The organism is Psychrobacillus sp. FSL H8-0483 (assembly GCF_038637725.1).
Lineage (GTDB): Bacteria > Bacillota > Bacilli > Bacillales_A > Planococcaceae > Psychrobacillus.
This window is the reverse complement of sequence record NZ_CP152052.1, coordinates 519,116-532,800: the sequence shown is the minus strand read 5'-3', so window position 1 is coordinate 532,800 and position 13,685 is coordinate 519,116. Positions and strand designations below refer to the sequence as shown.

At 36.3% G+C, this 13,685-nt stretch carries 10 protein-coding genes; 6 read left to right on the top strand and 4 right to left on the bottom strand.

Features of this window, described 5'->3' with window-relative positions; genetic code table 11:
- Positions 1 to 71: 71 nt before the first annotated feature.
- Positions 72 to 809 carry a metallophosphoesterase family protein gene (locus tag MHB48_RS02570; RefSeq protein WP_342600009.1) on the top strand — a complete coding sequence of 246 codons (738 nt, stop codon included), beginning with the start codon at positions 72 to 74 and terminating at the stop codon, positions 807 to 809.
- 241 nt (positions 810 to 1,050) lie between these two features.
- Here MHB48_RS02570 and MHB48_RS02565 read toward each other — a convergent pair whose 3' ends face one another.
- Complete coding sequence (locus MHB48_RS02565; RefSeq protein ID WP_342600008.1) at positions 1,051 to 1,548, bottom strand: flavin reductase family protein; 498 nt, start codon at positions 1,546 to 1,548, stop codon at positions 1,051 to 1,053.
- A gap of 136 nt (positions 1,549 to 1,684) precedes the next feature.
- Here MHB48_RS02565 and MHB48_RS02560 point away from each other — a divergent pair, with 136 nt between their 5' ends.
- The gene (locus MHB48_RS02560) at positions 1,685 to 2,005 is read left to right on the top strand and encodes a general stress protein (protein ID WP_342600007.1); all 321 of its coding nucleotides are present in this window, start codon (positions 1,685 to 1,687) and stop codon (positions 2,003 to 2,005) included.
- 153 nt (positions 2,006 to 2,158) lie between these two features.
- Here the strand turns inward: MHB48_RS02560 and MHB48_RS02555 are convergent, their stop codons facing one another.
- Positions 2,159 to 3,136 carry a phosphatidylglycerol lysyltransferase domain-containing protein gene (locus MHB48_RS02555; RefSeq protein WP_342600006.1) on the bottom strand — a complete coding sequence of 326 codons (978 nt, stop codon included), beginning with the start codon at positions 3,134 to 3,136 and terminating at the stop codon, positions 2,159 to 2,161.
- A gap of 178 nt (positions 3,137 to 3,314) precedes the next feature.
- Here MHB48_RS02555 and MHB48_RS02550 point away from each other — a divergent pair, with 178 nt between their 5' ends.
- From MHB48_RS02550 to MHB48_RS02540, 3 genes are all read left to right on the top strand, one after another.
- Positions 3,315 to 4,661, top strand: a complete 1,347-nt coding sequence (locus MHB48_RS02550; protein WP_342600005.1) for a YheC/YheD family protein — start codon at positions 3,315 to 3,317, stop codon at positions 4,659 to 4,661.
- Positions 4,662 to 5,349: 688 nt separating this feature from the next.
- Entirely contained in the window at positions 5,350 to 5,502 is a 153-nt protein-coding gene (locus MHB48_RS02545) for a hypothetical protein (RefSeq protein WP_342600004.1), read from the top strand.
- A gap of 164 nt (positions 5,503 to 5,666) precedes the next feature.
- Positions 5,667 to 7,898, top strand: a complete 2,232-nt coding sequence (locus tag MHB48_RS02540; protein WP_342600003.1) for a M14 family zinc carboxypeptidase — start codon at positions 5,667 to 5,669, stop codon at positions 7,896 to 7,898.
- A gap of 124 nt (positions 7,899 to 8,022) precedes the next feature.
- On the opposite strand, the gene murF is transcribed toward MHB48_RS02540, so the two are convergent.
- Together murF and MHB48_RS02530 are read right to left on the bottom strand one after the other, a co-directional pair.
- A complete protein-coding gene (gene murF, locus MHB48_RS02535) occupies positions 8,023 to 9,408 on the bottom strand; it encodes a UDP-N-acetylmuramoyl-tripeptide--D-alanyl-D-alanine ligase (RefSeq protein WP_342600002.1) in 1,386 nt (461 codons plus the stop codon).
- 253 nt (positions 9,409 to 9,661) lie between these two features.
- Positions 9,662 to 10,627 (bottom strand): NlpC/P60 family protein, encoded by a 966-nt coding sequence (locus tag MHB48_RS02530; RefSeq protein ID WP_342600001.1) that lies wholly within the window; start codon positions 10,625 to 10,627, stop codon positions 9,662 to 9,664.
- Between the two features lie 647 nt (positions 10,628 to 11,274).
- Here MHB48_RS02530 and MHB48_RS02525 point away from each other — a divergent pair.
- Positions 11,275 to 13,422 (top strand): DNA topoisomerase 3, encoded by a 2,148-nt coding sequence (locus tag MHB48_RS02525; RefSeq protein ID WP_342600000.1) that lies wholly within the window; start codon positions 11,275 to 11,277, stop codon positions 13,420 to 13,422.
- The last annotated feature ends 263 nt before the right edge of the window (positions 13,423 to 13,685 follow it).

Here is a 13,685-nt window from a genome sequence, read left to right as displayed (position 1 = left end):
TTACATATAGAAATAGGAACAAAAGTATTTCAATGGTACATTATAAAAAATAATAAATAGGAGCAAATACTATGAAACTTGCCATTCTTACAGATATTCATGGAAACGGACTAGCACTAAAAGCCGTCCTTCAAGAAATTGATGCACTTGGTGACATAGAAGAAATTTGGTGTCTTGGGGATATGATCGCGATGGGGCCAGATACTAACGAAGTACTTGACTTACTCTTTGCCCGATCTGATATTCATATGATTACTGGGAATCACGATGAGGCAATCTTGTCTCTCTTAACTGGAGAAGGACATCCCGAAAGCTATAAACATACGCGTGAACATCATGAATGGATTGCAGCGCAATTATCTACGGACAATATTCACAAGCTTAAAAAACTTCCACGATGGATTGAAAAAGAAATAAACGGAACTCGTGTGATTGGCATTCATTATCATATTAAATCAGATAAACGAAATGCCCATATTAAAGATGAGCCCTTTTATAGCATTCTTGAACCAACTTTAGAAAATATGGAAAAAATGTATGCCGACTATCCTGTAGAGATTATATGCTTTGGTCACCATCATCCAGAGCATTTTTTTCACAATGAGCATCAAGTCTATTTAAATCCAGGTGCTCTTGGTGTCTCTACAGGAAATACTGCTCCATATGCTATTATTAATTTTTCTCAAACAAAGCCGGACATTCGCATTCACCATGCCACATATGATAAAGAAGCTTTTTTACAAAAGTTTGAAATACTACAAGTTCCACAAAGAGATATCCTGTTTAAGCTTTTCTTTGTAGGAGAATGATATGTCTCAAAAATAAAGGTATTTCTCAGGTGACTTTCTACTCTAGGAGATAACTCTTTTATTGTTTAAATTTTCCACATCATTGCTCCACTAAAATATTCTTCCTATCGCTTTGAACCTTGGTCTTATTTTAATATTCTCCCGAAAATTAAAACTGATTAAAGCAGAAGACTATAAATTAGATTTTGAGTAACTTAAATAAAGAAGGATATCCACATGTGGATATCCTTCTTTATTACAATTAATGATAAAACTCTTCTGGAATAGCTCCAATAGTTCTTCTATGGTATAGAAGCGGTTCTTTACTGTCATTTTGAATATCTAGAACCTCACCAATCATAATTGTATGATCTCCCGCTTCAACTTGTTTAAACACTTTACATTGTAAAATAGCTAGAGAATTAGATAGTACAGGTAAGTTCAATTCTGATTCCTTCCAGTCACATTGGCTGAACCGGTCTTCTACTTTACTTGAAAATAACGTACATAAATCCCCTTGATCGGCTGCTAAAATGTTCACTGTAAATTTGTCTACTTTTAAAAAGTTTTCATAAGAATACACTCTTTTATCAATAGACCATAGGATAAGTAGTGGTTCTAGAGAAACCGATGCGAAAGAATTAACTGTCATTCCCATCGGCTTACCTTCTTGATTAAATGCTGTTACGACAGTGACTCCTGTAGGATAATTTCCCATTGCTTCTTTAAAACTCGCTATTTGCTCCAGTTTATTTTCCATTTGTGCAACATCCATTCTCTTTTTCTTACATCATAACAAACGCATCTCATTCTTTCACACTTTAGGATTTTCATTATGTTTAAAACATCTCGGTTTGGGGAAAAAATAAATGTATCACAAAACTGGAGGGATTTTAATGACAGTCAAATTAACTGTAGAAAATGCCGTACAGGCGAAACAAGAAATCGAGAAACTAGAGACGCAAGGATATTCAAAAGATCACATCCATATCTTCGCCCATTTTAAAGAAAGAGCCGACGATATTAACGACGCTCTGGATACTTCAGACGTAGGAATGAAGGAGCAAGGCTTTCTTCAATCTATGAAAAATATGTTCACTTCTCGTGGAGATGAACTTCGCAGCAAAATGGAAGCGGCTGGACTTACCAAACAAGAAGCGGCAGCGGCAGAACAAGAACTTGATAAAGGCAAGTTAATTATTATTGCCCATAACTAAAAAATGTAACTTGGACCTTTTCCCATTCCTCTTTCTCGAAGGAATGGGATTTTTAATTAGTGAAGAAGGAAGATGACCCTTTAATTCATCCGGGGGAACCGGCCAATGCATGAATAAGAAGATTTTTTTGTATCATTAATCTTAATAGATTCTCTATTGGTGTTTCAGATAAAGCTGGTACCTTTCGGAGTTTAAAACGGGTCTAAATTTATCCTTAAACCCCCGACTGCCCACTTTCACACCGCTTTCAATTCCTAAGTTGATCAACTCCACATTAGGATTCACTTTATGAATTTCACGGGCAAATTCTACATTTAGAAGTTCAGATAACCCATTATATCCCTCTCGCCGTTTTAAAAAGGCACTCCATGCCTGCCCATGCGGGAGGACTCCCCCTGTTACCATGCCAATTATTTGCTTCCCTGTTTCTACAACAAGTATAATATGCTCCAATTTCTGATGATTCTTGATGATTTGCTGGAAAAATCGATCATCCCAAATCCTTGAATATTTATTACCTAAAGTCTGATTCCAAGCCTGTTTCAAGTTTAACAAGGCCTCATAATCTTCTGTTTTAGCTCTTCTAATCACAACATCTGGGTAGTCCCTTAGAAAGCGATTTCTATTTTCTCTTACCTCTTTGAATTCTCTACCGCTTAAATCTAGCACCTTGTTAATGCCAATGTGCTTATCAACACCCCTTAATTTCATATAACGAAAGTTCTGATCAAAAAGATGGGAAGTCTTTAAAAAATCAAGCTGCTGCTTAGTAGCAGCCCTCACCCGGGTTTTTCCGCCGTTTCTTTCGTTCCATTGTTGGCAATAATGCATGCACTGTAATAAACCTTCTGCAATTTTATCAGAGCTTCCTCGTCCAAATGGAGGAAAGGCAAGCTGAAGTGTTTGATTTTTTGAAAGCTTAAATGTGACTAGCATTTCATTGATGACTTTCCATAAAACAAGTACTGATTTAGGATTGGAGACACCCCAAAGGTAATCAAAGTTAGATGACCATAAGTCGGTTGGATATTGCGTGTCTTTTATAAATTTCGTATAAGTCTCTTTGTCTCTAATATCTATCTGATTAAACTTCCAATCTCCCAGAATAATCTCTCGTGAGTGATTGTTCATCTCATTTGTCACCTCTTACCTACAGCATTTTTAGTATCTATCTATGCTATGTTGGAGTCCTTCATTTCGTTTGTTCATTTGTGTATATTTATATTTATCTTTCTCAATCAACCACCTAAGCTTTTAGTTCAAAACAGCATATTCTGTAAATAAAATCTATGTAAAAGGGTTGATTGAAATGCAAATAAAATGGATAACTGGATCGACCAATCAGGTTCATCTGTCAATAAAATCAGCAGATGAGTATGGAATAACCCCGGACCTTATGACGTTTCAATTCGGTTCTTGGGAACAACTAGTACAAGTTCACATAAGTACTGATATCCCAGAAGATATGATCGGTTTACCTGAACAATGGAAGAACATATTCACCATTCCTGAAACGCTTCCCTACGAGTTGAACAGAACTGACACCACCCTTAGACTTGGACCAGTTATTGCCTTGATTGTATTTTCTCATTTAAATGATATGACATTATCAAAGTTGGATCATTACCGCGATTATTTTTCTGATTTCGAGAATATTCAGGGACTTATCTATATATGCGCATGGAGCACAATTGATATTGAAAAGAAACAAATTCAAGGATATTATTTTGACCCAAATGCCAGCAACACCTCAAATCGCTGGAAGCTTGGCACGTTTCCCTTTCCAGGCTCAGCTTATAATCGCACAGCTATGCCAGAAACTGTATTCAACTCTTTGTTAACTGTGATGGGGGATCGTGTTTTCAACAGCTTTTCCAATGGCTCTTTCAATAAATGGGAGCTATGGAAACGTTTGTCCCCAGACTTCAAACTTCGATCTCACCTCCCAGCTACAGAACCCCTAACAGATGTAACTGTGTTAAATAACATGTTAGGCAGATTTGGCTCAATCTATCTAAAGCCGGCAGGAGGAACCCTTTCAAAAGGAATCACGAAAGTGGAGAAAAGGAAAAACGGATACCTTGTTACGTATCCCCAGCAAAGAATCGGAGAGGAAAACTTTCAAAGGTTTATAGAAAATAGCAAATCTATTGAGCAATGGTTATTTAAGCTTAAAAATAAAGAATACCTTGTTCAGCAGGCCATCACGATGAAACGGCATGAAAACAGACCTATAGATTTCCGAGTCATCATGCAAAAAGATGGAAAAAACCAATGGGATTGCACAGGCATATTCGGGAAGTTCGGTCGAAATGGAAATATCATTACAAACTTTACACAGAATGGCTTTATTCGCTCCGGAATGGACACTTTTCGGAGCGCATTCCGCATGAATGATAAAAAAGCTCAAAAGAAAATAAAGGAGTTAAAAAAGATATCCTTTAAAATTTGTCGTGCATTTGACCAATATGGCAATTATGGGGACCTTGGAATTGACCTCATGGTGGATCACAAAGGGAAGGTATGGATTCTAGAAGCGAATACACTAGATACGTACCATCGCTTTCCCCTCCTTATAGACGATCGGGCACTATATGAGAAAGTGGTTACTTCACCATTTCGATATGCCAAATATCTTGCAGGATTCGAACAATAAGCACAATTTCTTACCATTAAACAAAGGACACCTTCATAATAGGTGTCCTTTTGCAAGTATTTTAGCTTCCTCCATACTCTCTCCTGCTACAATGACATATGCAGATCGATGACCCAGGGATTAATTTAGTTCCTTTTCTAGGTTTCACGTAAACTTCAATTAATCCAACTCTTTATAATTTATGAAATAATCGTTTTTTGTATGGTTATGTATCCCGAATATAGGAATAAAAAAAGAAGTATAGTTAATCATTTTTTCTATTCTCTCGGGATCAAAATCCCTTCCTCAGCAAATAAATATTTTTAAAAACTGTGACCATACCCTGGTTAATCGTACAAGCAAATTGTGCACACAAACATAATATGTCTTAAGTGAAAGGAGTGAAAACATTATTATGAACCCCCTCTCGGTTAAGCAAATAAGAACCACTTTTGATGGCGAATTGGTCCAAGGGTCTGATGATTAGGCAACATAAAGTGGTTAGGGCCTTGGGGTGACATTATTCATAAACAAGTAGGGGAAATGACCGCTTATCAAAAGGGAGCCTTTTTTGTACAAGTTTTGTTCTCATGGAGCTGTTAAACAAATTTTGACGAGGTACTCATGGGTAGGAGAAGTACATTGCCACATTTCTAAAACCAATAATATATTTAATTATTCAAATTGAAATTGAAAGGGGGAATAATCAATGGGGTTAACTCATTTATATATTGATACTCATGGATCCAAAATAGAAGAAATTTGTATTTCTACTTCCTTTCAGCTTGAAGAAAATAAACCAGTAATAAAGATAATCAGCTTTGATTCCGGAATTACCCTTCAAAAGGACATATGCGATTGAAGGAAATTATGTCCCAGAACTCTCCATGTTTTATAGATTGAAAGATCATAACATGGATCTGAATATATTGAAGGCTAAAAGGACTTACGTGAATACTCACCCTACGTTCCCCCCACGCTATCCCCGTCTGTCATTTGCGCTTAATCTTTGAGGAGGAATGAAAAATGAATCAACAATCTCTCTCGTATGATCAAATTAACAATTTGTTAAACAATTTGAATAACCCAAATGTTTCAGTTGAAACCATCGGAAAGTCTGTACAGGGCAAAGATATTTTATGTGCTGTTATCAGTAAGGATCCAAGGAAATACGGAATCGCCTATTGCAAAAGTCTGTATGAGGAGCTGAAGAACAACAAAGAACCATTAAGTACTGGTTCTATGAGCGAAAGAAAAATCCCTATTGTCATAAACGCATCCATTCATGGTCATGAACCAGTTGGAACACAGGCAGTTTTAGATCTCGTTAAATATCTTATTTCGACCGAAAAAGCAGAGGTACAAGAATTACTTGAACGCTTTATTTTCCTTTGTGTTGTTTGTGCTAATCCTGATGGACTTGATGATGTTACAAGATGGAACGAAAATGGATTTGACTTAAACAGGGACTTTATTTTTCAAACACAACCAGAAACACAAGCAATTGTTAAACTAATAAAAACATGTAACCCTATCGTACTTTTTGATCTTCATGGTTACGTCAGTAAAGATAAGGAAAAAATTGGATTAATTGAACCATGCACCATCCCACATAACTCCAATTATGAGTATGATTTATATATTAAATGGGCCCTTCCGATGGCAAAAGGAATAGAAAACTTTATACTAAATAAGAAAGACCATTTTTCATCAAAACATTATAAAAATATAAAAGGTATCTGTATCCCTTATAGAGATTTATCTAATGGTTGGGATGATTATTCTCCCTTTAGCACAGCGATGTACTCCATGTTGCATGGTACAATTGGGATTACAATAGAGGCACCTTCAGTAGGAAATGATGGAATCCGATGGATGGTAAATGCAATATTAGGTGCTTGTCATTTTCTTAAGAATAAAAGAAAAGAAATCCTATTTGACTATCATACTTTCCTTCAGCGTGGGATTAATCAAACACATCCAAACCACTCAAAAAAATTTTTCCCCTATGCCTATGTTTTCCCTAAACCTGAGCATGACTGTAACGCGATGAATAAGCTTGTTGAACATTTACTCGATAATGGGATAGATGTAGACATCACCTTAGAGGAGATAATAGTAGATGATCAACTTGTACCTAAAGGGTCATTTATCATACAGATGAATCAAGCGAAAGCGAATCTTGCCAATACATTTCTTAGCAAAGGTGATAAGGACTTTACTGTAAAGATGACAGATTTATGTGTATGGTGTTTACCGCTTTTGTGGGGAGTAGAAAGTATTGCTATTTCATCACAAATAGCCGTTCCAACAAAAAAAGCATTTAATGCTAGTAATAAACCACAGATTTCTAAAACAGGTCCATACGAAATAAACCCTTTTTCTACCGAGAGCCTTCGTCTTATTCAAAAACTACTTTTAAAGGACGTGAAGATATACCAATCTATTTCTGGAAACATCATTATTGACGATGAAGGTAACAATCGGATTAGAAGTATGATTGAAGCTGCTGGGATTTCTGCTAACTCTGTTGATGAACAAACGATACAAAGTTCAAAAATATGGAGAACGAAAAAAATTGGGATTATTTACGATGGTGGGCTATATTATAGACAATCCCATGCAGGGCTAAAAATGAGTTTATTAAAACTTGGATATCAAATAAAGGAAATTCATCCGCAGGAATTAACAAACAAGAATTCATTAATGATGATAGATGTTCTAATATATAGTGGTTTTGAGCATTTATTCCTTACAAAAAACGAATTGAAAGATCCCTATAAAAAATATGTACTTGCCTCAAAAGACCAATATAAAGCGTGTCAGGACACAATAAACCATTTCCTTAATAATGGAGGAAAGTTGATTGCAATAGGCGCTGGTCCATCAAAAGTAACCAAAAAAATGCTTAAGTTAACAAATTTAAATGTTAATATTAGCGGTTGGAATGATAATGCAATTGTCCAAGTTGATTATCATCAAAATCCGATAACAAATGGCTATTCACCAAAGAATATTGGTTTTGTTTATCGTCCTGTATGGTATACAAACACAGATAACATGGAGGTGTTAGCAAGCTTTTCATCATCCCCCCAATCATTTATAGCTGGATATTGGCCGGATTTCAATAAAGCTAAAGGACTACCCGTAATCATTAAAGATAAAAATCTGGATGTGATTTTAATTGGCCTAGAAATTTGTCATCGGGCTCAGCCCGAATATTTATTCCGCCTATTAGTGAACGCAATTCATGCATGATTATGTCTAGCAATGTTCAAGAATTGTGGCCGAGAAAGACCGTTATATGTAACAGCCAAGTAAGTCAGTCCCCCATTGTATTATAACCTTGGAGGACTGATCTTATATGGACCAAGAAAGTAACTTAGATAAACCTGCGACGCTTTAACCTGCTTTTCAAATTAATAATAGAATGATTCGTTGCAGAACATTTGATAAGTAATATACTATTCTCATCCAATATCTTCTCTAAGAATAAATAAACGCCATGGATGTCAGGAAAAGAATAGACTTCACCAGATAGTCCTTCCTTTTGGGCCTGTTTTCCAATCTCGGCAGCCAAAGAACCAACTGTAATCAATACGTCTACTCCATTTTCCGCAATCATCTCACCTACTTTACGATGAAGATCAAGGCTTAGTTCACCTAAAGCATTAATATCGCCAATAAGCGCAATCCTTTTTCTCCCCCGTGATATCCCATTCAATACCTGAAATGCAGCCTTTAGAGAAATAGGATTTGAATTCCAAGTATCATCCACAATGATACACTTTCCCATTCCTATGCTACATTCAAGATGAGCAGGTAAGTTGCGAAAAGACTCTATCCGTTTTACTGCTTCTTCTATACTAATTCCCATTTCATATACCGCTGCAAAGGCAGCCAGTGCGTTTAGAACTTGATGCTGCCCATAACCGGGCACAAAAGCGGGATAAGTTTTTTCTCTAAATGTAAGTACAAACTCCATTCCGTTATTGCCGTATTGAACATTAGTTGCTCTAAAATTTGCACGATGAGTTATACCAAAAGTCAGCACCTTTCCTTGTAAATTCTCTAATCCAATTTTTTGTGTATTCTCATCATCAGCGTTAATAATAAGAGTGCCTTTTTGCCCTACTGCTTGAACCATTTCCGCTTTTGCTCGAAGATAAGCTTCCGGTGTTTTGCATCCATCAAGATGAGTAACGCCTATATTTGTGATAATACCAATCGTTGGCTTAAAGTACCGTGAAGCGAGCAGCACATCTCCTGGGCTTCCTACTGCCGATTCAAACACAGCAGCATCTGTGTTTTTTTCAATAGAAAGCAAATAGGTTAGATGCTGGGTCCTTGAGTTTGCTGATGTTTTGGTACCAGTGACATTACGGTCAAAAGCAAGGATATGTTTAATCATATCCTTCGTTGTCGTTTTTCCACTTGTCCCTGTTACAGAAACAACGGGAATAGAAAATTGGTTTCTATAATACATAACGAACATCCAAAATGCCTTCTCGATGTCTTGAACCTTGATAACAGTACACTTTTCAATATACTTTAATCTATCATAAGCTTCATCTGTTACGACTACGCAAGGAACTGAATTGGCGATTTTCTCCCAATCAATTTGCCATCTCTGTTTTAAGAAAAGTAGTTTGTTAGGCCCCATCTTTTGATAAAGATGAATAATATCGTTAACCATGAAGTCATCAGATCCTTGAATTAATTGTCCTTTCACGCATTGTCGTATATTTTTCACTGACATTGGCTTCATTCTTTGATTCCTCCAATTCTTTTAATAACTTTATACTATGTCGAATATGAGCTTTTTGCTTGTGTATAAGCCTTCACTACAGGACTCAAACATACTATAGTTGATAAGAACTCTCAGAAATCAGAAATAGAAATTGTTTTGCATCTCCGCTGCTAAACAACTTGAAATTTGCTTGTAAGAATAAAGAAGCACTCGTTGCGTATCGCAACGAATGCTTCTAATGTGTATCATTATTAGTTCTCCTAATAGGAATTTATAGAACACGTCTGGCTGTAACATAGTTTTTCTTTGACCAATCTGAGTCAAGGCTTGCTTTCACTACACTGCCATTAGTAGGGAGCGAAATATATTGATTTCCGCCAATATAAATTCCTGTTTGTGTAATTTTAGAACCACTATTATTTGTAGAGAAGAAAAGAAGATCACCCTTTTGCAGGTTAGCTTTTGAGACTGCTTTACCCATTAGTGCCTGACGGTTTGATAGTTTAGATTCTAAATCAATGCCTTGTTTTTTATAGACATAGTACGTAAATCCAGCACCCGTAAATGATAAAGTGTTTTCATTATAAACATAACCAAATTTCGCTTTTCCAATGAGACTTGAAGCCAGATTTACAACTTTATCAGCTGATGTGGCACTCGCTGGAGGCGCTTCTACCTCTGGAGTCGTGTTTGATGGGAGTAAAGTTGGCAAAACTCTGCGAGCAGTAAAGTAATAATCTTTATAATACGCCTTTCCATCTACTAAATCAGAAATGATAATATTTTGTTTTGAGTCCGCCATATGAATAATTTTATTATCACCTATATACATTCCTACATGGTCTGGATCTGTTCCTGTTGCTTTTCTTTTAAAGAAGACTAAGTCCCCTTTTTGCAATTGACTTTTGGGAACATATGTCCCTAACTTCACCATTTTATCTTCCGTTTTACTACCAAGATCTATTCCGTTTTTATCGAAAATAAACCACATAAACGATGCACATTTAAATTGATATGGATAAGTAAAACTATAATTGGAGCCATATGTTGCCTTACCTATTATACTCTTAGCAAATTTAGTAATTTCATCAGCCTTTGCCTCAACCGCCTGTTGATTATTTTGAACATTAACTGTAGCAGCTGAAGCCTTTATTGGCTGAATTGTTGAAGGAACTATTCCTAGAGAACTAAGACCTATTGTTACTGCAAGTGTTGTTGTAACCATACGTTTTTTCATATGTTACCTCCTGGTGAAATTTTTATTTTTCTCTCACCGAGCTTAACATACAAAATTGCATGTCCCTTATGGGAAATCCCTCCAACCCACTTCACTGTATGCCCCCAAGTCTTGCTCTCAAAGGGATCAACGGAATAATTTACAGTTTCATTACAACGTTACATTTACGTAACATTCTTTTCAGTGAGGTTCCTGCACAGGTAAGCACACAATTCAAAAACAGTCATGAAATTCATAATAAACGTGAATGTTTGTGCACCTGGCACCAATCCCGCTTGATTGGATAGTAGTGAGATTTCTTCTAGATTAAATTATGCGCGAACTGCAACTTTCGTAAGGTTAGTCGGATGTTCGCATCTTATTCATATATCCATTTTTCAATTATTGGTAGTTTATCCATACCTAAAAGGCTTCGGTTCCCTTTTTTATCGTACTCATCTATTTAATTACTTTTTTTCCGATTCAAAGTATCGTTGGCTATAGAAACAACAATCATAGAGAAAAATCCTTATATATAATTAGTTGTATTTATAGAAGTTTTGATAAACTATAATAAGATATTTCTTCAACAAAAATTCTAAGTTAGTTATTCACTTAAAACATTTATTTCAATGTACAAAATATTAACGATGAAGAAGTGATAATATATGAGCAAAATAGCAATCCTTGCAGAAAAGCCATCACAAGCAAAGGCATATAGTGAGGCATTCTCAATAAAAAATCGCACCAAAACTCACATAGAACTAAATCCATGCAACACATTTCCCTCAGGTGCAATTATTACATGGGGAATCGGTCATCTGGTTGAATTAAAAGAACCAAAAGCCTATGATCCCCGTTGGAATCGCTGGACGCTTGGCAGCTTACCAATTTTGCCAGAGCGGTATGAATTTCAAATCGCCAAAGGAAAATATGAGCAATTTCAAGCGGTTAAAAAGTTAATTCTTTCGGCAAATGTGGTCGTCAATGCATGTGACGTGGACCGCGAAGGATCGAATATCTTCTATAGTATTTACAATCAAACAGGAGCAAGAGGAAAAACGATTAAACGGTTATGGATTAATTCACTTGAAATAGATGAAGTACGAAAAGGATTTGCTAATTTACAAGACAATCGTAAGGACCTCCTTTTATATGAGGAAGCTAAGGCCCGACAAATTAGTGATTGGTTAGTTGGAATGAATGGTTCGCGTCTTTATACCCTTCTGTTAAAAGAGCAAGGTATTCAGGAAGTATTTCCGATTGGTCGAGTACAATCGCCAACTATTTATCTCATTTACCAAAGACAACTAGAGATTGAGAACTTTGTTTCTGAGCCATTTTTTGAAGTCGAAGGTACATTTAGTGCAGAAAAAGGGACTTATAATGGAAAAGCGAAAGCGAAGGAGTCAAAAAGAGAAATCATTCAAGCGCTTCTCGCTAAACATGTGATTCAACCAAATTCACCTGGGGTGATTACTTCTCTAGAGAAGTTGGATAAACGGATTCCTCCTCCACAACTTCACTCTTTATCGACTTTGCAGGCAACTGCAAATAGACTATGGAAAACGAGTCCGGCGGATGTATTGAAGACGATGCAAGGTCTTTATGAAAAGAAGCTAGTTTCTTACCCACGTACCGATTCTCGATACATAACACCAAGTGAGTTTTCTTATATCGCTGGACAAGTAGGAGATTATCAGCAGCTTGTTAATCACCCTTTCCCTGTGGCTTCACTTGCTCCCAAAAAGCGATACGTTGACAGTTCAAAGGTTCAAGAGCATTACGCAATTATACCGACGAAAAAAATTCCATCACAAGCCGTACTCACTAAGCTGTCGAGTATCGAAAGAAATCTCTATGAAGAAGTTGTCCGAACGACACTTGCTATGTTTCATTCCGATTATTTATATACTGAAACGAAAGTAACGACCGACGTTAATGGACTATCTTTCTTCACAACTGGCAAGACTGAAAGCGATAAGGGTTGGAAAGCTTTATTTATTCGCTCTTCTATAGAAAAGGAAAAAGATGAACCTTCTCTTCCATCTTTAATGGAACAGGAAAAAGTCGAGAGTGATATTAGGATTAAGGAAGGAAAAACAGTTCCTCCTAAACCTTATACAGAAGGTCAACTCATCGCCATGATGAAGACTTGCGGAAAGCTTGTGGAGGACAAAAATGAAACAGAAATTTTAAAAGAAGTAGAGGGTCTTGGAACAGAAGCAACCCGAAGCGGAATTATTGAAACAATAAAACGTCATGAGTATATTCAAGTGAACAAAAATATTGTGTCTATTACCGATAAAGGTCGTGTTCTTTGCCAAGCAATTGAAGGAAATCTTCTAGCTAGCCCATCTATGACTGCAAAATGGGAAACTTATTTGCGAAAAATTGGCAATGGCGAAGGATCCCAAGAGCGTTTTCTCGGAAGCATTGCAAAGTTCATTCATAGCTTAATAGAAGAGGTTCCCAATCAATTAAAAACTAAAAACATTAATATACAGCTACCTCCAAAAGCAGCTAGTTCAAAGTATGCGAAATACAAACAAGAGCCAATTGCACCTTGTCCAAAATGTGGACAAGGCTCTATAGTTGCAAGAAAAAATTTCTATGGGTGCTCGAATTATAAAAATGGCTGCACTCAAACGTTTAATGGCTTCTTTTTAAAGAAAAAAATTACCCCGAGTCAGATTAAACTTCTCTGTACAAAGGGTAAAACGAATACTATTAAAGGCTTTGAGGCAGAAAATGGTCAGAAATTTGATGCTAGTCTAGCACTAGAAGAAGGAAAATTGAAGTTAGAATTTAAATGAAGTAACCATTTTTGAAAAGAGGTTGACCCAAAGGTTGTTAAAAAAACTTTGTGGGTCAACCTCTTTTAGATGCAAAATAACTCCACTTAACGTGGGATTATTATCCATTAAAAGTTAGAAAATGGCTAAACGAGACCAATTTGGTTGTGACCAAGACCATTTCATTCGAAACTGCAACCATTTGCTATAGAACCGAGACAGAATCTCACTCTACAAAGACCAAATGCAAAAAGGCGATCTATTTCCCTTATAGAATCCTTTTT

Coding starts and splice junctions, on each gene's coding strand:
- MHB48_RS02570 (WP_342600009.1), top strand. CDS start 72: ATGAAACTTGCCATTCTTACAGATATTCATGGAAACGGACTAGCACTA.
- MHB48_RS02565 (WP_342600008.1), bottom strand. CDS start 1,548: ATGGAAAATAAACTGGAGCAAATAGCGAGTTTTAAAGAAGCAATGGGA.
- MHB48_RS02560 (WP_342600007.1), top strand. CDS start 1,685: ATGACAGTCAAATTAACTGTAGAAAATGCCGTACAGGCGAAACAAGAA.
- MHB48_RS02555 (WP_342600006.1), bottom strand. CDS start 3,136: ATGAACAATCACTCACGAGAGATTATTCTGGGAGATTGGAAGTTTAAT.
- MHB48_RS02550 (WP_342600005.1), top strand. CDS start 3,315: ATGCAAATAAAATGGATAACTGGATCGACCAATCAGGTTCATCTGTCA.
- MHB48_RS02545 (WP_342600004.1), top strand. CDS start 5,350: ATGGGGTTAACTCATTTATATATTGATACTCATGGATCCAAAATAGAA.
- MHB48_RS02540 (WP_342600003.1), top strand. CDS start 5,667: ATGAATCAACAATCTCTCTCGTATGATCAAATTAACAATTTGTTAAAC.
- murF (WP_342600002.1), bottom strand. CDS start 9,408: ATGAAGCCAATGTCAGTGAAAAATATACGACAATGCGTGAAAGGACAA.
- MHB48_RS02530 (WP_342600001.1), bottom strand. CDS start 10,627: ATGAAAAAACGTATGGTTACAACAACACTTGCAGTAACAATAGGTCTT.
- MHB48_RS02525 (WP_342600000.1), top strand. CDS start 11,275: ATGAGCAAAATAGCAATCCTTGCAGAAAAGCCATCACAAGCAAAGGCA.